Genomic DNA, 22,130 nt, shown 5'->3' on the forward strand with positions numbered 1-22,130 from the left:
ATTATGAGGACCAGACTGCGCGGATCTCCATCTTGGCCGGGGCTCGACCCCGAGACCGGATACGTTGACGCAGACTGAACAGAGCAATCTTCAAATTACCCCTTGCAGACGGGGCGGGCCATACGTTTCTTCATTGTCCGTTTAACGGATTGACCGCTGCAGCCGGCAAGGCATACTTGTCGGCATGCGGCTTTTTTTGTTTGTCCTCTTCCTGTCGCTTGCCGCCCCGGCAAGCTTTGCGCAGAAGGCCCCCGAGCTGGGGCCGGATGTCGATGCGCCTTCTCTCGACGACCTGCATTCGCTTCCCGAAAGCGATCAGGACGAAACGGGCGGCAAGGTCGTCGCCGACGGCAGGGATGAGGACCAGAAGGCCATTGACGAGCTGTTCAAGAAGCTCGCCGCTGCGGAAACGCCGGAGCAGGCCCTCGCCATCGGCCAGCAGATCCAGGCAAAGTGGCTGGATTCGGGAAGCGATACGGTCAATGTACTGATGACCCGCGCTGCGGCCGCCCTTCGGGGCAACAAATACGGCCTGGCGCTCGATCTGCTCGACGTGGTGGTGACGCTGAAGCCGGATTTCGCGGAAGGCTGGAACCGGCGGGCGACGGTCTACTACATGGAACAGGACTTCGGCCGGTCGCTGGTGGACATCGAGCGGACGCTCGCCCTGGAGCCGCGTCATTGGGGGGCGCTTTCGGGGCTGGGCATCATCCAGCGGAGGCTTGGCGAGGACGACAAGGCGCTTGCAACCTTCCGCCGTGCGCTGGAAATCAATCCGGGCCTCAAGAACGCCAAGGAAGCGGTCGAGGACCTGGAAAAGGCGGCCGAGGGCGAGGCGATCTGACAGGTCCGGGGTTGTTACCGATGATATGAAAAAAACGGCGGCCCGAGGCCGCCGTTTTTCGTTGTGCTCTATAAATCGATTAAACGGTCAAATGCCGCCCTGACCGTCGCTGCCGACAAAGGCGATCCGCAGCATGTTGGTCGATCCCGGTGTGCCGAAGGGAACGCCGGCGGTCACGATGATCCGCTGGCCGGGTCTGGCAAACCCTTCCGAGTAGGAAATCCGGCAGGCGCGGTCGACCATGTCGTCCTCGTTCGTGGCATCCTCGCTGACCACGCAGTGCAAGCCCCAGGCAAGCGACAGGCGCCGGGCGGTGGTGGTCACCGGAGACAGCACGATCACGGGCGAGGCGGGACGTTCGCGCGACGCCCTGAGCCCGGTCGCGCCGGACGTCGTGTAGCAGACCACCGCGGCCAGTTTGAGCGTTTCGGCAATCTGCCGGGCGGCAGCGGAAATCGCATCCGCGCCGGTTGCCTCCGGCTCCGCGCGCTGGGCGTGGATGATGGCAAGGAAATTGGGGTCGCGTTCGACTTCGTGAGCGATCTTGTCCATCGTTTCGACGGCTTCGACCGGATAGGAGCCCGCCGCGGATTCCGCAGACAGCATCACCGCATCGGCGCCTTCGAACACGGCGGTAGCGACGTCGGACACCTCGGCCCGGGTCGGGACCGGGGCGGAGATCATGGATTCCAGCATCTGGGTGGCAATGACCACCGGCTTGCCGGCGCGCCGCGCCGCGCGGGTGATCTGCTTCTGCAGGCCCGGAACCTGTTCCAGCGGCAACTCGACGCCGAGGTCGCCGCGGGCAACCATGATGGCATCGGACAGTTCGATGATCTCGGCCAGGCGGCCGATCGCCTGCGGCTTTTCGATCTTGGCCAGAACGCCGGCCCGGCCGCGGGTGATCTTGCGCACTTCGGCGATGTCGTCGGGGCGCTGGACGAAGGACAATGCGATCCAGTCGACCTTCTGGTCGAGAGCCGCAACCAGATCCTTGTGGTCCTTTTCGGTCAGAGCGCTTGTGGCGATTTCCGAATCGGGAACGCTGACGCCCTTGCGGTCGGACAGCTTGCCGCCGACCACCACTTCCGTGACGGCGCGGGTGCCCGAGGCCTCGATGACTTTCAGCTGGACCTTGCCGTCGTCGAGCAGCAGCCTGTGGCCGGGCTCAAGCGCCTTGAAGATTTCCGGATGGGGCAGATAGACCCTGTTGACGTCGCCGGGTGTGGGATCGTTGTCCAGGATGAACCTGGCGCCGTTTTCAAGCTGGACCGGTCCGTCGGCGAACGTACCGACGCGCAGTTTCGGCCCCTGCAGGTCCGCCAGAATGCCAATCGGTCGTCCGACTGATTCTTCCACCGAACGAATGCGTTCAACCAGCATCTTCAGACGATCATGATCCGTATGGCTCATGTTGATGCGGAATACGTCCGCACCGGAGCGATACAGTTTTTCAATGATGTCTTGTTCTGAGGAAGAGGGACCGAGAGTTGCCAGAATTTTAACTCGTCGGTTACGCCTCATCGCCCACCTGTCCCCTGTTGCACCGGCTCCGTGAGCTGGACCGTCCAGCTGCTCTGCTCGCCCGTGTCTATTTCAAAAAAGCCCGTACGTTCATACCCGCGGGCGACGCAGTCTTCAATTCCGCGGATGGTGAATTCTTTTTCACGGGTGCACATGAAGGCACGTCCGCCCCATTCGCCGAACTGGTCGTAATCAACTGCGTAGATGTAATAGTATCGTGACACCAGCGAACCGGGAACCAGTGTTTCACAGGAACTGGGGGTCAGATTCCACCAGCCTTCGGTGACCCAGTCGTTCTTGTCCTTGTAACCGATCGCCACGCCGACCTGACTTTCGGTCTTGTTGCACAGGCGCAGATCCGCCTTGGCCGTGCCGCTGAATGCGGCAAAAGACAGCATGGACAGAAAGGCGGCGCTTGTCGCTTTTCCGACGAAGCCCAACCCAGCCTGCTTTCCGGCCCGGCGTCGTTTCCTGTCCCTAGTCATGCGCTGTTTGTCGTCTCGCGGCGTTATAGACAATAAGCTTTTTGCGTGGACGCATCCGTATTGTCAACGATGATGGACCAAAGTTATTGACATTCATAGAGTTTGACCCCCGCTTCCTTCAAGGAGCGGGCAGATCGGCTTCTGATTTGATAGTACGCTTTGTCTCCAGAAATGAGGCGGGATCAAGGCCAAACCTTTTTCATTTCGGATTGTTTCGTTGGTTCACGGTTGTTCCTTTGCTTGTCGCGCCAAATGATTGACAAATTGCTGCTGTTTATCCGGTTGCCATCCGAACAGGGACAAACTTGCACAGGATATGTGCCGTGTGGCGGTCTTGCGGAAAGAGAACGATGGGAGATTTGTCCGGTCGGGGGACAATCAACGAAAAACTTGGAACGAAGATCGCCTTGTCCTAAAACATCCCGGACTTTCGGCACGCCCCGCAACCCGCTCCCCGCAACCCGCTCTAAGACACCGTTCATGACACTGCATTCGACCCATGCCGGCGCCGGCTTCGTACCCACCGAGACTGTTCCGGGGAACCTTGCTGGCGGACTGCTTCTGCTGTGCGACCATGCCAGCAACCGGGTGCCGCCGGATTATGGGGACCTGGGACTGCCGAAGGAGCAGTTCGAACGGCACATCGGCTATGACATCGGTGTCCGTCCGCTGACGATGGAACTGGCGCGCCGGCTGAATGCGCCGGCCCTGATGACGACCTTTTCCAGGCTCCTGATCGATCCGAATCGCGGCGAGGACGATCCGACGATCGTCATGCGCCTGTCCGACGGAGCGGTGGTTCCGGGAAATGCCCGGATCGATGCTTCCGAACGGCAACGGCGGATCGAACGATTTCACCGGCCCTATCACGACCTGATCGACCGGACCCTGGACCGGATGCTGGAGGCGGCCGCCCCGCCCGTTATCATCTCCATTCACAGCTACACGCCGGTCTGGCGGGGTGTTCCCCGTCCCTGGCATGCCGGGATCCTGTGGGATTCGGACCACCGCGCCGTGCGGCCGTTCCTGGATCAGCTCGGTGCGGACCCGGACCTGGTCGTCGGCGACAACGAGCCTTATGACGGGGCCTTGAAGAACGACACCATGTACCGGCACGCGACCAGACGGGGCCTTGCTCATGCGCTGCTTGAGGTGCGGCAGGACCTGATTGCGGACGAGGCCGGTGTCATGAGCTGGGCCGACCGGCTGCAGCCGATCCTTGAAGATCTGGCAAAAAGGCCCGATCTTCGGGCCATCGAACATTTTCCGTCGCGCAGTGACGGGCCCGTGGCCCGCTGACGCACCCGGATAGAGAGGAAGTCCATGGACGAAAAGACAAAGACCGAACTGGAGGCGGCCGCGTTCCGTCGTCTCGTTTCCCATCTGCGCGGCCGGACGGACGTGCAGAATATCGACATGATGAACCTGGCCGGCTTCTGCCGCAATTGCCTGTCCAACTGGTACCAGGAGGCGGCCGCGGAAAAGGGCCTTGATCTGGGCAAGGAAGACGCGCGCGAGATCGTCTACGGGATGCCCTATTCGGAATGGAAGGAAAAATACCAGACCGAGGCGAGCGATGCCCAGAAAGCCGCTTTCGAGGTGAACAAACCGCAGCATTGAGCGGTAAACGAGCGCGCGTGCTTGACCTTGGGACCCAACTCTGGCACCGCACTAGCCCACATTGAGAATCCGTTGGCCCGGCGCTTCGACCGGCCGGCTGAATGACAACAAGAATCTACAGACAAGAATCCACGAAGGAGACTTTCATCCATGGCAGAACCGGGTGGTGTTGCAGCCGATCAATTGCGGGCATTCGTTGAGCGCGTCGAGCGGCTGGAAGAAGAAAAAAAGGTCATCTCCGACGACATCAAGGATGTTTATGCGGAAGCCAAGGGCAACGGCTTCGATGTGAAGATCCTGCGCAAGGTCGTCTCCCTGCGCAAGAAGCAGCCGCACGAGCGGGAAGAGGAAGAAGCCGTCCTCGATCTCTATCTGCATGCGCTCGGCATGGCGGGGCCGGCAGAGGGCTAGGTTTTCCTGACCCGCAACAGCGGGATCGGCACAGACAAAAAGAGCGGCTTCAAAGGCCGCTCTTTTTTATTGGCTTATAAATGGTCCGGGCTATCGGGCGAACGTCACCGGCAGGACGACGACCGCCGGACCGTCGAAACGGTCGGTGCGCAGCGATCCGTAGGGGAATTTCTCGAACCCGCCGCGAACGAACCGGTTTCCAGGATCCAGCAGATTGTTCATGGAGCGCTGGAAGGGATGGCGCAGGGAGGCGAACAGCCGGTTGCGCGTCGTGCTCCGGCCGGAAATCAGCTTCGGCTCCGACTTGTCCGGCAGGCTGGCAAATCCGGCCAGCGGATCCTTGATTTCCTCACGCGGGATCCTGCCCGAAACAGACTGGCTGGAGGGGGCGGGGCGCTTGGCCGGCAGGTTGCCGGCAGCAGAAAGCCCCTGGCCGCTTCGCGTCTGACCGTTTGTCCCGGCAGGGACTGCGGTCGCGGTCGCAGAGGCATAGGCAAGGGTCGTCGGCGCCGCCGGTTTTGTGGCCGGCGTACCGGTGCCCGTCGCAGCGGCAATCGCCGAAACGGGGTCAAGTGCCGGCTGCTTTGCCGGAACCGGAACGCGGCCCGATACGGACGCTTCGGCAAGCGCAGCCTGTTGGGTTGCCTTGATCAGCTTCTCGCGGGCGTCCTTGTCCGGCAGGTTGCTGGCGACATTGAAACGGCCACCGATCGGCGCGGATGCCGACGGCGAGGTCTGGCCCTGTTCAAGCGCGACCCGTTGTGCCTCCAGTGTATTGGGGGCCGCGGGTCTGCCGACAGGGGCAGCCGAGGCGAGCTGGACTCGGGTCTCCACCGCGTGAACCGGCTTCGGGGTCGGTACGGTGCCAATGTCGGCCAGGACGATCTGATTGGTGTCAAGCGGGACCGGCGGGGCCGTTGGTGCAGGCGCCGGCACACCGGCCGGCGTGGAATTCTGCGAACTCCTGACGCCGGGCAGGACGCCTTCGGGCAGGCTGGGGCCGTTGTCGGGCCGGACCGATGCCACCCGCGAGCGTTGCGCGGTGTCCGAATTGTCGTTCGACCTGAACAGGCTTGCCAGCAGATTTGCGGGCGGACGCGGCCCGTTGTCGTCCGCATTGGTCAGGCTCTGGCCTGTGGTCTTGTTCGGTTCGGGTTCCGCTCTGGCAACCAGGGTCGGACGGGTGGGCCGGCTCTTGCCGGACCGGGCCTCGGCCAGCGCCAGCTTGTAGCCCGAAAGCGGCTTGCCGTCGCTTGGAATATGCAGCGTCTTCCCGTCCGGGAACACCTTGGCCAACTGGCTGCGGGTCATGCGCGGCCAGTGGCGGACGCTGCCGGTATCCATGTGAACGAAGGGGGAGCCGGAGGTGGGATAGTAGCCGACGCCGCCGACCTGTTTGCGCAGGCCGGTCACCCGCAGCTTGTAGAGATCGACGCCGGGGATGAAGAAATCCATCGCCTTGCCGAGCATGTGCTGGCTGTGCTTAGCAACGCCCTTGGAGCGGCTCCGCAGCATGTTGTTGGTCGCCGGCGAGCGGTAGCTGGACACCACGTTGATCGGCTGTGTCGCCCCGACCTTCTGATAGACTTCCCAGACCAGGTCGAGCAGTTCCGGGTCGATCTTGGTCATTTCGTTGCGGCGCCAGTCGCGCAGGAAACGGTTCGCTTCGCGCAAGGCGGACGGAATGTACCGGCCGTTCTTCTTGAAGGTGATCGATACCCGTTCCTTGGTATGCAGATTATAGAGGTGCAGCGTCCGGGTTTCGGCTTCCGCATCGGCAACGGCGAATTGGGAAACCGACAGCGCGAAAAGCAGGCACGTGAATGCCAGGGCGCGCTTCAGTCCAATGACGGCGTCGTATCCAACAAACCGTTTACGCAATAATCCGTCTCGCCGTTTGTGATGGCCTCAGCCATTCCCTTGCTCCCCAGCAGGTGACGGCAAGGTAGCCTCGGGCAGGTTAAAAAGATTTTACCCTGTTTTCGTTTGATCTTAAAACGTGGCAGAAATGCAACGATAAAACTCTTTCTCGCTAAAATGCCCACGAAAAACAAGCCCGCAACTGGCAAATTGCGGACTTTTGCGTCGCGATTTTTTCGATTCGGGGCCGTTCACCGGGAACGAGCAGGTGGTTACGCGGCGGCGTCGTTGCCGGCTGATTCGTCTTCTTCCTCCAGACCGTATTCCTTCAGTTTCCGGTAGAGGGTCGATCTGCCGATTCCGAGCCGTTTGGCGACTTCGGTCATGCGGCCGGAGTAGTGGTTGATGGCCGTGCGGATCAGTTCCTCCTCGACATCGGCCAGTTTGCGGACGTGGCCCTCATTGTCGAGGTTGCGCATGAAGCCGAACGGGGCGGCGTGCTCGAAGGCGCTGTAGCTTGACGGCGGCACCGGATCGCGCGGAAGGGCTGGCGGCTGGTGCACGGCCGGAGCCGCATCGGCCTCGGCCTGCGCTCCGCCCGCCGGGGCGGGCGCGGAGGGCTGGACCGGGTGATCGATGGCGGCTGCCACCTGCGGAAAGTCGTCGATCGTCAGCCGGGCGCCGTCGCACAGGACCACGGCTCGGAACACCGTGTTTTCCAGTTGCCGGATGTTGCCGGGCCAGTGATAGCGCTGCAGCATCGCCATGGCCTCCGGCGCAATGCCGGTCACCTGAGGCTTGCCTTCCTCCGCCGCGAAGCGGGCAAGGAAATGGCGGGTGAGGGCCGGGATGTCCTCCAGCCGGTCGCGCAGCGGCGGGATCCAGATCGGAAACACGTTCAGCCGGTAATAGAGGTCTTCGCGGAACGTGCCTTCCTTGACCAGGTCGATCAGGCGCCGGTTGGTCGCGGAGATCAGCCGGAAATCAACCTTGACCGGGCGCTTGGCGCCGATCGGGTCGATCTCGTTTTCCTGGAGCGCGCGCAGGAGCTTGACCTGGACCTCGGCCGGCAGTTCGCCGACTTCGTCCAGGAACAGGGTGCCGCCATGGGCCTCCTGAAACTTGCCGACATGCTTTTCCACCGCACCTGTAAAGGCGCCCTTCTCGTGGCCGAACAGGATGGATTCCACCAGATTGTCGGGGATCGCGCCGCAGTTCACGGTGACGAGCGGTTTCGATTTCCGGTCGCCGGAGCCCTGGATCGCGCTGGCGATCAGCTCCTTGCCGACGCCGCTTTCGCCCTCGATCAGGATCGGGATGTTGGAGGAGGCTGCCCGTTTGCCTAAGTTGATCACCCGCTCCATGGCGGGGGAATGGGTGATGATATCGTCGAAGGTCAGCGTGCCGGAGGCCTGCTTGCGGAACCGGGTGATCTCGTCTTCGAGTGCGGAGGTCTTAAGCAGGTTGCGGATCGAGACATCGAGGCGTTCCGGCGCCACCGGCTTGACCACGAAATCCTGCGCGCCGGCGTTCATGACGTTGACCACGGTGTCGATGCCGCCGTGGGCGGTCTGCACGATGACCGGCGTGGCGATCTTGTCCGCGCGCAGACGGGTGAGGACACCGATCCCGTCGAGTTCCGGCATGACCATGTCGAGAATCACCAGATCGATGTCGGTCCCTTCCGGTCCCGTCATGATGCGGACGGCTTCGGCCCCGTTTTCGGCGGTCTTGAAGCGATAACCGAATTTCTGCACCGCCTCCTGCAGAAGGCGGCGCTGGATCGGATCGTCATCGACTATCAAAATCTTGCCGCTGGTGGCTGTCATGGTTCACCGTTGCTGTTGGATGCAAATTGTCTCAATTCGGGCCAGTCTGGTCGCAGATGGGTAAACAAATCCTCCAAGCCGATGCAAAAATAACTGCCCTGTGGAATTGCGATGGGCCGGTTATCGGGCCTACAAATTCAAAAAGCGCCGGATTCGGTTTCGAATCGGCCGTTTCATTCCTTCGTGCCGTCCGGAGACGTTCCTATGCGCCTTGACCCTGCCGTGTTTTCGGCCTCGCCTGCCTCGCCAGATACAGATCTCGGGGACCTACCGGAATGGGACCTGACCGATCTCTACAGCGCCATCGATGCGCCGGAGGTCGCCGGCGACCTGGCTGCCGGGCTCGACCGGGCGAAGACCTTCGAGGCGTCCTACAAGGGCCGGCTTGCCGATCTTGCAGCCAACAATGTGCCCGCCCTTGTGACCGCGATCCGGGCCTACGAGGAGCTTGAAGACCACCTCGGGCGGCTGATTTCCTATGCGGGGCTGGTCTATTCGGGCAACACCACCGATCCGGCACGGCAGAAGTTCTACGGCGACGTGCAGGAGCAGATCACCACGGCCGGCTCGCATCTGCTGTTCTTCACCCTGGAATTCAACCGCATCGAGGACGACGTCATCGAGGCGGCCTTCAAGACGCCGGGCCTGGAGCATTACCGGCCGTGGATCGAGGATCTGCGCAAGGACCGGCCGTACCAGCTGGAAGACCGGGTCGAGCAGCTCTTCCATGAAAAATCCGTCACCGGCCGGGGTGCATGGAACCGGCTGTTCGATGAAACCATCGCCTCTCTCACATTCGAGGTGGATGGCAAGGAACTGGCGATCGAGCCGACCCTGAATTTCCTGCAGCATCCGTCTCCGGAAAAGCGCAAGGCGGCGGCGGAAGCCCTTGCGAAGACTTTTTCGGAAAACCTGCGCATCTTCACGCTGATCACCAACACCCTTGCCAAGGACAAGGAAATCTCCGACCGCTGGCGGCATTTCACGGATATCGCCGACAGCCGTCACCTGGCCAACCGGGTGGAACGCGAGGTGGTTGACGCGATGGTGTCGGCGGTACGCGACGCCTATCCGCGCCTGTCCCACCGTTATTACGTGCTGAAGGCCAAGTGGCTCGGCATGGACCAGCTCAATCACTGGGACCGCAACGCGCCGCTGCCGAAGGCCGATACGAAGGTGATCTCCTGGTCGGAAGCGAAGGAGACGGTGCTGTCGGCCTATGGCGCGTTTTCGCCGGACATGGCCGATATCGCCGGCCGGTTCTTTGACAAGAACTGGATCGATGCGCCCGCCCGGTCCGGCAAGGCGCCGGGGGCGTTTGCCCATCCGACCGTGCCGAGCGCGCATCCTTACGTGCTGGTGAATTACCAGGGCAAGACCCGCGACGTGATGACGCTGGCCCACGAGCTCGGCCACGGCGTGCATCAGGTTCTGGCGGCCCCCAACGGCGCGCTGATGGCGCCGACGCCGCTCACCCTTGCCGAAACCGCCAGCGTGTTCGGCGAGATGCTGACGTTCAAGTCGCTTCTGGAAAAGGCGCAGACGAAGGAAGAGCGGAAGATCATGCTCGCCTCAAAGGCGGAGGACATGATCAACACGGTCGTGCGCCAGATCGCCTTCTACACTTTTGAGCGCAAGCTGCACACGGAACGGCGCAACGGCGAACTGACCGCTGACAAGATCGGCGAGCTGTGGATGTCGGTACAGGGCGAAAGTCTCGGACCCGCGATCAAGATGCAGCCGGGCTATGAATGCTTCTGGACCTATATCCCGCATTTCATCCACTCGCCGTTCTACGTTTACGCCTATGCCTTCGGCGACTGTCTGGTGAACTCGCTTTATGCGGTCTACGAGGAGGCGGAGGCCGGCTTCCAGGAGAAGTACTTCGATCTTCTGAAGGCCGGGGGCACCAAGCATCACTCGGAACTGCTTGCGCCGTTCGGTCTCAGCGCAAGCGATCCGGATTTCTGGAAAAAGGGTCTGTCGGTGATCGAGCGGATCATTGACGAGTTGGAAGAACTGGACGGCTAGCGTGGTCGTTCTCCAGAGGAGCAACGCGGATGGCTTTTCGGCACACGCCCTATGACGGGTCGAAGCGTCCCTTCACTGTCGGGCTCGAACCGGTCGATTTCTCCCGCTGGCTGGATCCGGACGGATATCTGGTTGCGCATCTGAAGCGCAAGATTGAGCTTCTGGAAACGGCGCATACCCAAGTGTTCCGGGCCGAATCCGGAACCGAAGAGGCCCAGGCCGAAGTGCTGGACCTGATCCTTGGCGATCTCGCCGCCCATCACACGTCGACCCATTCGGTTTCGTCCGATGCGGTGGAGGTTCTGGACGGCGGTCCGACCGTTCGCCTTGCCGATTATGCGCCGCTTGAGGCCGCGTCCCGGCTGGTGCAGGAAGACCTGGTCCTGATGCTAAAAGGGCAGGACGGTTACAGGCTCGCCGCCGCGTCGCTGTGCTTTCCCTCATCCTGGTCGCTTGCAGAAAAGTTCGGCCAGTCGATGCATTCCATCCATGACAATGTGCCCGGCTTCAACGATGGCCGGATGGGGCAGGTGGTCGCGCGGATCTTCGACAACCTGACCAGCGAACAGCTTGTCGGCCGCTACAACTGGTCGATCTACGACGATCCGGACCTGCATCATCCGCAGGCCAAGCGGCTTGCGCCGCAGATCGTGGAAGAAGGGGCCGGCGCGCTTGCCCATCTTTTCGTTCGCGTCGAACGGCAGACCCTGCGCCGGCTGCCTGTGTCGGGCGATATCCTGTTCACCATCAAGATCCATCACGATCCGGTCTCGCTGTTGAAGGCCCATGAGCGGGGAGCGGACCTGGCGGCCGGTCTGGCGGCCCAGCTGCGCGATCTCGACGACCGGCAGGTCGCCTACAAGGGGCTCACCCGCTACCGGGCGGCGATTGCGGAGGAACTGGAAAACCTTGCGCCGTCCGCGCCGGAGGCGGTGTAGGTAGCGTTCGCGCATTCCCTTTGTTCCGGCGATGATCTGGCCGCGCCGAACTGCGTACCTAAATTATTGACGGCATAACCGGAGACTTGCAGACGTCATGGCAGGGGAAAAGGATCGCGAGGCAAACCGGCTGACGGGCCGGGTCGGGCGCTATGCAAAGGTCGGGACCAGTGTCGGCGGCATCGCCGCCAAGCTCGCCGGTGCGCGCCTGTTCGGCATCGACCTCGACAGCGAAAAGAACGCGGCCGAAATCGCCGCAGCACTTGGCGGGCTCAAGGGTCCGCTGATGAAGGTCGCGCAATTGCTGTCGACCATTCCCGACGTCCTGCCGCCGGAATACACCACCGAACTGGCGAAGCTTCAGGCCAATGCGCCGCCCATGGGCTGGGCCTTCGTCAAGCGGCGGATGCGGTCGGAACTTGGCGCCGACTGGCAATCCAGGTTCAAGGACTTCGGCAAGGAGCCTGCGGCGGCCGCCTCGCTCGGCCAGGTTCACCGGGCGGTCGCGCACGATGGCCGCGAGCTTGCCTGCAAGTTGCAATATCCCGACATGGCGTCCGCGGTCGAAGCCGACCTGAAACAGCTGCAGATGCTGTTTTCGATCCACCGGCGCATGCAGGCGGCAATCGACACAAGGGAGATCTCCAAGGAAATCAGCGCCCGGGTGCGCGAGGAACTCGACTATGTGCGCGAAGCGGCCCACATGGCCGTCTACCGGGCCATGCTTGCGGACAATGACCGGATCCGGGTTCCCGAAGTGGTCGACGAGCTGTCGACCGGGCGCCTCCTGACCATGAACTGGCTCGAAGGCGCGCCGCTGCTTGAGTTCAAGGAGCACAGCCTGGAGGAACGCAACCTCCTGGCCACCACCATGTTCCAGGCCTGGTGGCACCCTTTCAGCCACTACGGACTTATCCACGGCGATCCGCATCTGGGCAATTACACGGTGTTTCAGGAAGACGGCAAACCCGCCGGCATCAACCTGCTCGACTACGGGTGCATCCGCATCTTCCCGGAAAGCTTCGTCGAAGGGGTCGTCGATCTTTATCTGGGACTGCTGGAGGAGGACGAGGCCCGGGTTGTGTCGGCCTATGAGCGCTGGGGCTTCAAGGATCTCAAGCGCGAGATGATCGACGTCCTCAATATCTGGGCGCGGTTCATCTACGGGCCGCTTCTCACCGACCGTGTGCGCTCCATCGCGGACGGGGTGAGTCCCGCAGAATACGGGCGCAAGGAGGCGTTTCGTGTCCACAGCGCCTTGAAAGAACTCGGGCGGGTCACTGTGCCGCAGGAATTCGTCTTCATGGACCGCGCGGCGATAGGTCTCGGCGGCGTTTTTCTTCACTTGCGCGCCGAATTGAATTTTTTCCGTCTTTTCAACGAACAAATCGAAGATTTTTCAGCAAAAACAGTGGCGGAACGGCAGCGGAAAGTGCTTGCCTCGGTGGGCTTTCCTTTTGAAAAATCTGCTGCCTGATCCGCTCCGGCACGTTATTGCAGGTTGACGAATGTACGTTTGTTTACGCAAAACGTTGCCCACTCCGTCGGCTTTCATGTAAGAAGTTTGCCGACGACAGCTTTTCAATCGGGGGACTACATGTCTGATAATTCCGCGCCCGCAATGGACTACGAGGCACACGAGGCCACCTACGAGGGATTTATTAATATCTCAAAGGTCGGCACCGTCGCCGTTCTCAATATCGTCCTGTGCCTGATCCTGTTCTCGTTCGGCGGCACCGCCGCCGTCGTTTTCGGATGGCTCATGCTGATCGCGACGATGGTTGCTGCCGCAATCGGTCTCGCACTCGGTGCGAAGGGTTGGGTCCCGTCCATGGCCGTCTTCGTGCTGACTGCCCTTCTGGCGATCCTGACCGTCTAATCGATCCATGAAAAGGCATCCTTGGTGCGCGCCCGGGATGCTTTTTTTCTCTTGGGAGGTTACCCATGAAAATTGCTGTGCCGCGTGAAAGCGACGCGGATGAAACACGCGTGGCCGCAACGCCCGATACGGTCAAGAAGCTGATCGGTCTGGGAGCCACGGTGTCCGTCGAAAAAGGGGCCGGTGTGGCCTCGCGCATACTCGACGCCGATTTCAAGGATGCGGGCGCCACGATTTCCGCAAGTGCCGCAGCCACGCTCAAGGACGCGGACGTTGTTCTGAAGGTCCGCCGGCCGAACGCCGATGAACTCAAGGCAATGAAGAGCGGTGCGCTCGTCATTGCCACCATGGACCCTTACGGCCATGAGGATGAGGTCAAGGCAATGGCCGAAGCCGGTGTCGCCGCCTTCGCCATGGAATTCATGCCGCGCATCACCCGCGCCCAGGTCATGGACGTCCTGTCCTCGCAGGCGAACCTTGCCGGCTATCAGGCCGTGATCGAGGGCGCCTACGAATATGACCGCGCCATGCCGATGATGATGACTGCCGCCGGCACCGTTCCCGCAGCCCGTGTCTTCGTCATGGGCGCCGGCGTTGCCGGCCTCCAGGCGATTGCGACCGCGCGCCGTCTCGGCGCCGTGGTGAGCGCCACGGACGTCCGTCCGGCTGCAAAGGAACAGGTCGAATCGCTCGGTGCGAAATTCATCGCCGTCGAGGACGAAGAGTTCAAGCAGGCCGAAACCGCCGGCGGCTATGCCAAGCAGATGTCCGAGGAATACCAGAAGAAGCAGGCCGAACTGGTCGCTTCCCACATTGCCAAGCAGGACATCGTCATCACGACCGCGCTTATTCCCGGACGGCCGGCGCCGAAGCTGGTCTCCAAGGACATGCTCGCCAGCATGAAGCCCGGTTCCGTCATCGTCGACCTCGCGGTCGAGCGGGGCGGGAACGTGGAAGGTGCCAAGCCGGGCAAGGTGGCGACCGTTTCCAACGTCAAGATCGTTGGCCATCTCAACATGGCCGGCCGGATCGGAGCTTCCGCCTCCGCTCTTTACGCCAAGAACCTGTTCGCGTTCCTGGAAACCATGATCGACAAGGAAACCAAGTCGCTGAAGCCCGATTGGGAAGACCAGCTGGTGACCGCAACCGTCCTGACCCGCGATGGAAAGGTGGTTCATCCCGCCTTTGCACCGGCAGAGGCCTAAGGAGGGAAGTTATGAGCGAATTGTCTCAAAGCGAAATTCTGGAGCGGGCGAATGCTGCGGCGGATGCCGCACGTGAAGCCGCGACAACGGCACATGACGCGGCCGTGGCCGCGCAGGGCTATGTGGACCAGCTGACGGCCGGTGCCGGCGATACCGCCATGCATGTGGCGGCATCGGGAAGCGTGGTCGAACCGTTCGTGTTCCTGTTCTCGGTGTTCGTGCTGGCGATCTTCGTCGGCTACTACGTCGTCTGGTCGGTGACCCCGGCCCTGCACACACCGCTGATGGCGGTGACGAACGCCATCTCGTCCGTGATCGTCGTCGGCGCGCTTCTGGCCGTCGGCGTCGACCTGACGGCAGGCGACGGGGCGCTGATGGCGCGGATCTTCGGGTTCCTGGCCTTGGTGCTGGCAAGCGTGAATATCTTCGGCGGCTTCCTCGTGACCAGCCGCATGCTTGCCATGTACAAGAAAAAGCAGCGATAGGAGGCCGATCTGATGTCTGCAAATATCACGGCGCTCCTCTACCTCGTTTCCGCCGTTCTCTTCATCATGGCGCTTCGCGGCCTGTCCAGCCCGGAAAGCTCGCGCAAGGGCAACTACTACGGCATGCTCGGCATGACCATTGCCGTGGTCACGACCCTGCTTGCCTCCGGCGTCACCATGGGCTCCGGGATCCTGATCCTGGCCGGTGTGGCTATCGGCGGGGGCATCGGCGCGGTTATCGCCCGGCGCATCCCCATGACCGCCATGCCGCAGCTGGTTGCCGCGTTCCACTCCCTGGTGGGCCTGGCGGCGGTTTTCGTGGCTGCGAGCGCGATTTATGCGCCGGAAGCCTTCGGCATCGGCGAACCGGGAAGCATCCACGCCCAGGCGCTGGTTGAAGCCGCGATCGGTGCCGCGATCGGTGCGATCACCTTCACCGGTTCCGTCATCGCCTTCCTGAAGCTTGACGGACGCATGTCGGGCAAGCCGATCATGCTGCCGGGCCGTCACCTGATCAACCTCGCCCTGGCCATTGGCCTGGTCGCCTTGGTGGTCGGTCTGGTCAACACCGAAAGCGCGCTCATCTTCTGGGGCCTGGTGTTGGCGGCCTTCCTGTTCGGTATCCTGATCATTATCCCGATCGGGGGCGCGGACATGCCGGTGGTGGTCTCCATGCTCAACTCCTATTCGGGTTGGGCGGCAGCCGGTATCGGCTTCACTCTCGGCAACATGGCCCTGATCATCACCGGCGCGCTCGTCGGTTCGTCGGGTGCGATCCTGTCCTACATCATGTGCAAGGGCATGAACCGCTCGTTCATCTCGGTGATCCTCGGCGGCTTCGGCGGCGAGACCGCCGGTCCTGCCGGCGGTGGCGAGGACGATCGTCCGGTCAAGCAGGGGTCTGCCGAAGATGCCGCCTTCATCATGAAGAACGCGTCCAAGGTCATCATCGTGCCCGGTTACGGCATGGCCGTTGCCCAGGCCCAGCATGCCCTGCGTGAATTGTGCGACCTCTTGAAGGAAGAAGGCGTCGAGGTGAAATACGCCATTCACCCGGTTGCCGGCCGCATGCCCGGGCACATGAACGTGCTCCTGGCGGAAGCCAACGTTCCTTACGACGAGGTGTTCGAGCTGGAAGACATCAACTCCGAATTCGCGCAGGCCGATGTGGCCTATGTGATCGGGGCGAACGATGTCACCAACCCGTCGGCCCGTGACGATCCGCAGTCGCCGATCTACGGCATGCCGATCCTCGACGTCGACAAGGCCGGTACGGTTCTCTTCGTCAAGCGCGGCATGGGTTCCGGTTATGCCGGTATCCAGAACGAGCTGTTCTTCCTCGACAAGACGATGATGCTGTTCGGCGATGCCAAGAAGATGACCGAGGAAATCGTCAAGGCGATCTGACCGGTCGAACCATCCGATTTTGGAAGGGCGCGGGGTCAATCCTCGCGCCTTTTCTTTTGGAGCTCATGTTCTTTTGCCCGGCATGGGGTATAAGCGCCCCATGACCGCGCCCGCTGCCTTTGTCTACAATCCGCCTGTGGAGCCCTGGCTGGAAATCCTCCACCGGGATGAGGATTTGTTGGTGGTCAACAAGCCGAGCGGCCTGTTGAGCGTGCCGGGAAAGGCCGCCGAACACGCCGATTGCGTCGAGGCGCGTGCCCGTGAAGCCTGTCCGGAAGCAAGGATCGTCCATCGGCTCGATATGGATACCTCCGGCATATTGGTGCTTGCCATGAACGCTGCCGCGCACCGGCATCTGGGGCTTCAGTTTGAGCGCCGCAAAACGAAGAAGACCTATGTTGCCAGGGTCTGGGGGCAAGTGGCCGCGGACGAGGGCGAGGTCGATCTGCCGCTCATCTGCGACTGGCCCAACCGGCCCAAGCAAATGGTGTGTCACGAACGCGGCAAGCCGGCGCTGACGCGCTGGAGGGTCGCGGACCGGGATGAGGTTTCGACGCGGGTGAGGCTCGATCCGTTCACCGGCCGCTCGCATCAGCTCAGGGTGCACATGCTGGCCCTCGGCCATCCGATCCTCGGCGATCGTTTTTATGCCGAGGCGGAAGCGCTTGACGCTTCTGATCGGCTCGCGCTGCATGCCGAGGAACTGACCCTGCATCATCCAGCCGATGGCAGACTGGTCACCTTCCGCGCGAAGTGTCCGTTCTGAGAGGTTTCAGACGGCCTGCCGCCCCAGGTCCTCGACCTGCTTCAGCCATCTCTTGCGTTTCTCGTCGCCGACCGCCTCCACCATGCCGAAAACCGTGTCGCGGACAGGTTTGAAGCCGATGAACTTCAGGATATTGCGCTCCAGGCTCTTGAGGCTGTGCCCGCCGTACCAGAAGCGGTAGATCAGGGCGGGCATGCCCATGGTCACGATGACCCGGGCGGATTTGCCCGTCAGCCGGCCCTTGGGCCATTTGCCTTCCTCGGCGGGTTCGAAGGCGGTATCGCGGTGAAACACCTGCTCCAGGAAGGCTTTCGTCAGGGCGGGCAGGGTTCCAAGCCATAGCGGATAGATCAGGACCACATGGTCCGCGGCAAGCATCTCCTGCGTGATCTGCTCCAGGGCCGCCGGGACCGGTGCGGTGTCGTAGTCTTTCGCCGATCGCAGGATGGGAAAGTCGAGATCTGCGACCCGGACCACATCGACAATGTGTCCGCCTGCTTCCGCGCCCTGGCGATAGCTTTGGGCAAGGGCATGGCAGAAATGGTCGGCGTCCGGATCGGGGTGACCGTCGATGACAAGTATTTTGCGTCCGCTGGCCATGACCGATGCTCCCTCGTGAAGTGCGATAAAGGCAGCTTAACGGGTATCGGCGGTGCGGAAAATGATCGAGGTCACGGGCACGCTCGGGGCCTGCCCGCGCAAGGCACCCGGCTAGGACTGAATGGACTTGTTGACCCTGGTCAGGCCGTCGCGGGCCAGAGCGTTGGAGTTATCCAGGTTCAGGGCCTTGTTGTAGTTCCTGCGGGCGTCTTTCGGTTTGCCCAGGAGTTCCAGGGCGACGCCGCGGTTCGCCCAGGCAACGGACGACTGCTTGTCCAGGTTCACCGCCATGGACAGATCGGTGAAGGCCGCATTCGGGTCGTTGACGGCGAGATAGGAAATGCCGCGGGCGGTGTAGATCTCGCTGACATTCGGGCTCAGGCCGATGGCGGTTGCGAAATCCTCGATGGCGCGGCTGTGCTGGCCCTGGGCCTGATAGATCAGGCCGCGATTGTAATAGGCGCGGGCATCACCGCTGTTCCGGGCGATGACCGAGTTGAAGTCGGCCAGAGCGGCGCCGTAATTGCCCTGGGTCCGGTAGGCGTTGCCCCGGCCCACATAGGCCGCATCGTAGTCCGGCTTGATGTTGATGGCCCGGGTATAGTCGCCGATCGCCTGCTGGGTTTCGCCCATGCGGCGAAAGACGAGGGCCCGGTTTGTATAGGTCTGGTAGGAGCGGGGATTGAGCTGCAGCGCGACATTGAAATCGGCGATCGCCTTGTCGAGCTTGCCGGCCTGTCCGTAGGCGATGCCGCGCGTATTGTAGGCGCTTGCGTCCTGCGGATTGGCCTCGATCACGGCGGTCAGCGAATCGATATTGGCGGAGGATCCGACCGCCCGGTCGATCGGCACGTCGTCATAGACACCGCTGGACTGGCATGCGCCCAAGCCTGCCGCAATCCCGACGGCGAGCAAAAGGCCGAGCGCATGTTTCGGATTGAGGGCGGAGCGCATTGCATGTGTTGGGTGCTGAATCATCCAGTCCGGCTGCCTGTGCTTTGAAAGCTTTAATGTCTGCTTGGAGCGTGATCGTGTCGAAAATACGTTTTGAGACCAGAATAAACAGTAAAAGCCGGCCGATTGTTCGGCCGGCCCGTAACTTGGCCTGATTTCAGGTATGTAATCTGATCCGCACTCTTAGTGGCGGGGGGCGCGGCCCGGGAGCAGGCCTTCGCGCTGAGCCCGCTTGCGGGCCAGCTTGCGGGCGCGGCGGACGGCTTCAGCCTTTTCGCGCGCCTTCTTTTCCGAGGGCTTTTCGAAATGGCCACGGAGTTTCATTTCGCGGAAGACACCTTCACGCTGCAACTTTTTTTTCAGCGCCTTGAGCGCCTGATCGACGTTGTTGTCGCGAACCAGAACCTGCACGCGTTTTTTCCCGTTCTGAGACGTGCCGCGAGCCTTTCGCGACCGTGATTGTAACCTGAATTGCGGTGAGCTTTGTTGCCGTCTGCTGTGGCGATCGTTTCTGTTGAGCACGGGCTCTCCAGGGTCCATGGACCCGGGCCTGGCACATGCGTGCAGAAACACGTCGCCGCTGACGCGCCGCTCACAATGCGCGCGGTCATATCAGAAGGCCTGTGAATTGTCTACCGGCTTTCAAAAAGATTTCGGCACCGTCGGCAGCGGTTTCGGTCTGCTGAAATTGCCGTTCTGGACAGGGCCGCTTTCGCGGGTTAGAGGAAAGTACGCATTGTCGCGGACACTCTGTCGAGGCGCTATGCGATTTCCTGGAGGCTCAAATGGCTGGCTGGGACGGTATCCGTCCGGGCAACGGCGGTTTTCTGGCGCTTTGGAAGAGCGACATCCGCCCGACGCTTGCGCTCGGCTTGCCGCTGGTCGGGGCCCAACTGGCCCAGATGGCGATCAATACGACCGACGTCTTGATGATCGGCCGTCTCGGCGCGCCAGAACTGGCGGCGTCGGTGCTGGCGTTCAACATGTACATGTTGCTCTGGTTCTTCGGCATGGGTGTGATCCAGGCGGTGATCCCGCTGGCGGCGAAGGCCCGCGGGCAGCGGGCCATGCGCGACTTGCGGCGGTCGGTGCGCATGGGGTTCTGGGTCGTCGCCTTTTATTGCCTGCCGGTGTGGGGGCTGATGGTTTATGCCGAAGAAATCTGGCTGTTCCTCGGACAGGACCCCCGGATTGCGGCAACGGCGGCCGGCTATATGGGCGTCCTGAAGTGGACGATGTTTCCGGCTTTGAGCATCATGGCGGTGCGCGGTTTCCTGACGATCATGGAACGGGCCCAGGTGGTGCTTTGGGCAACGATTGCCGGGGCGCTGGCCAATGCCGTTCTCGATTATCTGCTGATCTTCGGACACTTCGGCTTTCCCCGTCTCGAGCTTGTCGGCGCGGGGATCGCGTCGGTCATCAGTTCGGCCGTGACCATGGTGCTGCTGTTTGCCTATGCGGCGCTGCATCCCCGGTTGAAGCGATATTACATCTTCGGCCGGATCTGGCGCTCCGACTGGCCGGCCTTCTTCCAGATCCTGCGGCTGGGCCTGCCCATCGGCGTGACGATCATTCTGGAAGCGGCGCTGTTTTCGGGATCTGCGATCATGATGGGCTGGCTCGGGACCCTGCAGCTGGCCGGCCACGGGATTGCGCTGCAGATCGCATCGCTCACCTTCATGGTGCCGGTGGGGCTCAGCCAGGCCGCCATGACGCGCGTCGGACTGGCGTCGGGACGCCGGGATATGGCCGGGGTCGGGCGCGCCGGCTGGACGGCGCTGGTGATCACCATGAGCGCCATGACCTGCTTCGCCGTGTTGTTCTGGTCGATCCCCGAATCCCTGGTTTCGCTTTACCTGGATTTCAGCAACCCGCAATCCCAGTCGGTGCTGGCCTTCGGCGCCTCGTTTCTCGCGGTCGCCGCCTTTTTCCAGATCGCCGACGGCGCCCAGATCATCGGCGTCAACAATTTGCGTGGCCTGGGGGATACCAAGGTGCCGCTGATTTATGCGTTCGGCGGTTACTGGGTGATCGGGATCAGCCTGTCGCTCGGGCTCGGCTTCGGTCTTGGCCTGGGCGGGGTCGGCATATGGTGCGGTCTCGCCGGCGGGCTGCTGACCGTTGCCCTTCTGGCCAATCGCCGCTTTTACCGCCGCGAGGCTCTGGGACTGCTGTCCTGAAATTTCAGAAAATTATGCGGCGGTCAGGGGGCTGATGCGGTTGACGTGGCCCATCTTCCGGCCGGGCCGCGCCTCGCGCTTGCCGTAGAGATGCAGCCGGGCGTTCGGGTCGGCGAGGATTTGCGGCCAGGCTTCGCATTCGTCGCCGATCAGGTTTTCCATCACCACGTTAGAGTGGCGGGCGCAGGCGCCGAGCTGCCAGCCTGCAACCGCGCGCATGTGCTGCTCGAACTGTGAGGTCAGGCAGGCATCCTCGGTCCAGTGACCGGAATTGTGCACGCGCGGTGCGATTTCGTTGACCAGCAGGGTTTCGCCGTCGGGCCCGCGCGACAGGAACATTTCAACGCCCATGACCCCGACGTAATCGAGTGAGGACGCGATCCGGATCGCCATGTCACGGGCCGCGGCCACGGTCCCGGCGCCGACATTCGCCGGCACGGTCGAGGTCTTCAGGATGTGGTTCTCGTGATGGTTTTCCGAAACGTCGTAGGCATCGCATTTGCCGTCGAGATCGCGGGCGACGATCACCGAGACCTCACGTTCGAAACCGATCAGTTCTTCCAGGACCGCCGGTGCGCGGCCGATCCTGTCGAAGGCGCCTTTCACGTCTTCCGGCTTGCGGATCATGACCTGCCCCTTGCCGTCATAACCGAAGCGGCGGGTCTTCAGGACGCCGGTGCCGCCGAAGCGCTCGAGCGCGGCCTGAAGATCCTCATCGCTGTCAACGCGTGCATAGCCTGCGAGCGCCACGCCGGAGCCGGAGAGGAAATCCTTTTCGCTCAAGCGGTCCTGGGAGACTTCCAGGGCCCTGACCCCCGGACGCACGGGCACCAGCGATGCAAGATGGGCTGCCGTCAGGGCGGGCACGTTCTCGAATTCATAGGTGACCGCCGAACAGGCGGACGCGAAGGCGTCCAGCGCCCCGATATCCTCATAGGGCGCGATCGTGTAGGCGGAACAGACGTCGAAGGCCGGACTTTCCGGATCGGGGCAGAAGATGTGGGCCTTCAGTCCAAGGCTTGCCGCCGACAGCGCGAGCATGCGGCCGAGCTGGCCGCCGCCCAGAATGCCGATCGTATCGCCGGGAGAAAGACGGGTGTTCTCGTTCATGG

At 62.2% G+C, this 22,130-nt stretch carries 21 protein-coding genes; 13 read left to right on the forward strand and 8 right to left on the reverse strand.

The features are described from left to right. The first annotated feature begins 184 nt into the window (after positions 1–184). Positions 185–844, forward strand: a complete 660-nt coding sequence (locus tag HK439_RS13410) for a tetratricopeptide repeat protein (RefSeq protein WP_190292025.1) — start codon at positions 185–187, stop codon at positions 842–844. Positions 845–931: 87 nt separating this feature from the next. Here HK439_RS13410 and pyk read toward each other — a convergent pair whose 3' ends face one another. Then, positions 932–2,368 (reverse strand): pyruvate kinase, encoded by a 1,437-nt coding sequence (gene pyk, locus HK439_RS13415; RefSeq protein WP_190292026.1) that lies wholly within the window; start codon positions 2,366–2,368, stop codon positions 932–934. Further along, on the reverse strand, positions 2,365–2,766 hold the full coding sequence (locus HK439_RS13420; protein WP_190292159.1) for a DUF1036 domain-containing protein: 402 nt from the start codon (positions 2,764–2,766) through the stop codon (positions 2,365–2,367). The genes pyk and HK439_RS13420 overlap by 4 nt, the downstream gene beginning before the upstream one ends. Before the next feature lie 567 nt (positions 2,767–3,333). On the opposite strand from HK439_RS13420, the gene HK439_RS13425 reads away from it, so the two are divergent. The 3 genes from HK439_RS13425 to HK439_RS13435 all read left to right on the forward strand — a co-directional run bounded on the left by HK439_RS13425 (position 3,334) and on the right by HK439_RS13435 (position 4,884). Beyond that, positions 3,334–4,152, forward strand: a complete 819-nt coding sequence (locus tag HK439_RS13425) for an N-formylglutamate amidohydrolase (RefSeq protein WP_190292027.1) — start codon at positions 3,334–3,336, stop codon at positions 4,150–4,152. Between the two features lie 24 nt (positions 4,153–4,176). After that, positions 4,177–4,473 (forward strand): DUF1244 domain-containing protein, encoded by a 297-nt coding sequence (locus tag HK439_RS13430; RefSeq protein WP_190292028.1) that lies wholly within the window; start codon positions 4,177–4,179, stop codon positions 4,471–4,473. 150 nt (positions 4,474–4,623) lie between these two features. After that, positions 4,624–4,884 (forward strand): DUF2312 domain-containing protein, encoded by a 261-nt coding sequence (locus tag HK439_RS13435; protein WP_190292029.1) that lies wholly within the window; start codon positions 4,624–4,626, stop codon positions 4,882–4,884. Between the two features lie 90 nt (positions 4,885–4,974). Here HK439_RS13435 and HK439_RS13440 read toward each other — a convergent pair whose 3' ends face one another. Both HK439_RS13440 and HK439_RS13445 read right to left on the reverse strand, forming a co-directional pair. Beyond that, a complete protein-coding gene (locus HK439_RS13440) occupies positions 4,975–6,714 on the reverse strand; it encodes a DUF882 domain-containing protein (protein WP_419247589.1) in 1,740 nt (579 codons plus the stop codon). A gap of 302 nt (positions 6,715–7,016) precedes the next feature. Continuing rightward, entirely contained in the window at positions 7,017–8,573 is a 1,557-nt protein-coding gene (locus HK439_RS13445) for a sigma-54-dependent transcriptional regulator (RefSeq protein ID WP_190292031.1), read from the reverse strand. Between the two features lie 204 nt (positions 8,574–8,777). Between HK439_RS13445 and HK439_RS13450 the strand changes: the two genes are divergently transcribed. From HK439_RS13450 to rluA, 8 genes are all read left to right on the forward strand, one after another. Continuing rightward, a complete protein-coding gene (locus tag HK439_RS13450) occupies positions 8,778–10,604 on the forward strand; it encodes a M3 family oligoendopeptidase (protein WP_190292032.1) in 1,827 nt (608 codons plus the stop codon). A gap of 29 nt (positions 10,605–10,633) precedes the next feature. Continuing rightward, on the forward strand, positions 10,634–11,542 hold the full coding sequence (locus HK439_RS13455) for a heme-dependent oxidative N-demethylase family protein (RefSeq protein WP_190292033.1): 909 nt from the start codon (positions 10,634–10,636) through the stop codon (positions 11,540–11,542). A gap of 97 nt (positions 11,543–11,639) precedes the next feature. Next, complete coding sequence (locus tag HK439_RS13460) at positions 11,640–13,019, forward strand: ABC1 kinase family protein (RefSeq protein WP_190292034.1); 1,380 nt, start codon at positions 11,640–11,642, stop codon at positions 13,017–13,019. Positions 13,020–13,139: 120 nt separating this feature from the next. Further along, entirely contained in the window at positions 13,140–13,421 is a 282-nt protein-coding gene (locus HK439_RS13465; RefSeq protein ID WP_190292035.1) for an aa3-type cytochrome c oxidase subunit IV, read from the forward strand. Positions 13,422–13,486: 65 nt separating this feature from the next. Beyond that, positions 13,487–14,626: a Re/Si-specific NAD(P)(+) transhydrogenase subunit alpha gene (locus tag HK439_RS13470; protein ID WP_190292036.1), complete on the forward strand. Its 1,140-nt coding sequence runs from the start codon at positions 13,487–13,489 to the stop codon at positions 14,624–14,626. An 11-nt stretch (positions 14,627–14,637) separates the two neighbouring features. After that, positions 14,638–15,111, forward strand: a complete 474-nt coding sequence (locus tag HK439_RS13475) for a proton-translocating transhydrogenase family protein (RefSeq protein ID WP_190292037.1) — start codon at positions 14,638–14,640, stop codon at positions 15,109–15,111. 12 nt (positions 15,112–15,123) lie between these two features. After that, positions 15,124–16,518 (forward strand): NAD(P)(+) transhydrogenase (Re/Si-specific) subunit beta, encoded by a 1,395-nt coding sequence (locus HK439_RS13480; protein ID WP_190292038.1) that lies wholly within the window; start codon positions 15,124–15,126, stop codon positions 16,516–16,518. Between the two features lie 100 nt (positions 16,519–16,618). Beyond that, a complete protein-coding gene (gene rluA, locus HK439_RS13485; protein ID WP_190292039.1) occupies positions 16,619–17,284 on the forward strand; it encodes a bifunctional tRNA pseudouridine(32) synthase/23S rRNA pseudouridine(746) synthase RluA in 666 nt (221 codons plus the stop codon). Positions 17,285–17,290: 6 nt separating this feature from the next. On the opposite strand, the gene HK439_RS13490 is transcribed toward rluA, so the two are convergent. From HK439_RS13490 to rpsU, 3 genes are all read right to left on the reverse strand, one after another. After that, entirely contained in the window at positions 17,291–17,884 is a 594-nt protein-coding gene (locus tag HK439_RS13490) for an NAD(P)H-dependent oxidoreductase (RefSeq protein WP_190292040.1), read from the reverse strand. 111 nt (positions 17,885–17,995) lie between these two features. Next, the gene (locus tag HK439_RS13495; protein WP_190292041.1) at positions 17,996–18,838 is read right to left on the reverse strand and encodes a tetratricopeptide repeat protein; all 843 of its coding nucleotides are present in this window, start codon (positions 18,836–18,838) and stop codon (positions 17,996–17,998) included. A 183-nt stretch (positions 18,839–19,021) separates the two neighbouring features. Then, complete coding sequence (rpsU, locus tag HK439_RS13500; protein WP_190292160.1) at positions 19,022–19,249, reverse strand: 30S ribosomal protein S21; 228 nt, start codon at positions 19,247–19,249, stop codon at positions 19,022–19,024. 374 nt (positions 19,250–19,623) lie between these two features. Here rpsU and HK439_RS13505 point away from each other — a divergent pair, with 374 nt between their 5' ends. Next, the gene (locus tag HK439_RS13505) at positions 19,624–21,018 is read left to right on the forward strand and encodes an MATE family efflux transporter (RefSeq protein ID WP_190292042.1); all 1,395 of its coding nucleotides are present in this window, start codon (positions 19,624–19,626) and stop codon (positions 21,016–21,018) included. 12 nt (positions 21,019–21,030) lie between these two features. On the opposite strand, the gene HK439_RS13510 is transcribed toward HK439_RS13505, so the two are convergent. Beyond that, complete coding sequence (locus HK439_RS13510) at positions 21,031–22,128, reverse strand: 5-(carboxyamino)imidazole ribonucleotide synthase (RefSeq protein WP_190292043.1); 1,098 nt, start codon at positions 22,126–22,128, stop codon at positions 21,031–21,033. Positions 22,129–22,130 lie beyond the last annotated feature (2 nt).

Origin of the sequence: Roseibium aggregatum (assembly GCF_014692675.1) — a bacterium.
In the GTDB taxonomy this organism is placed as follows: Bacteria; Pseudomonadota; Alphaproteobacteria; order Rhizobiales; family Stappiaceae; genus Roseibium; species Roseibium aggregatum_C.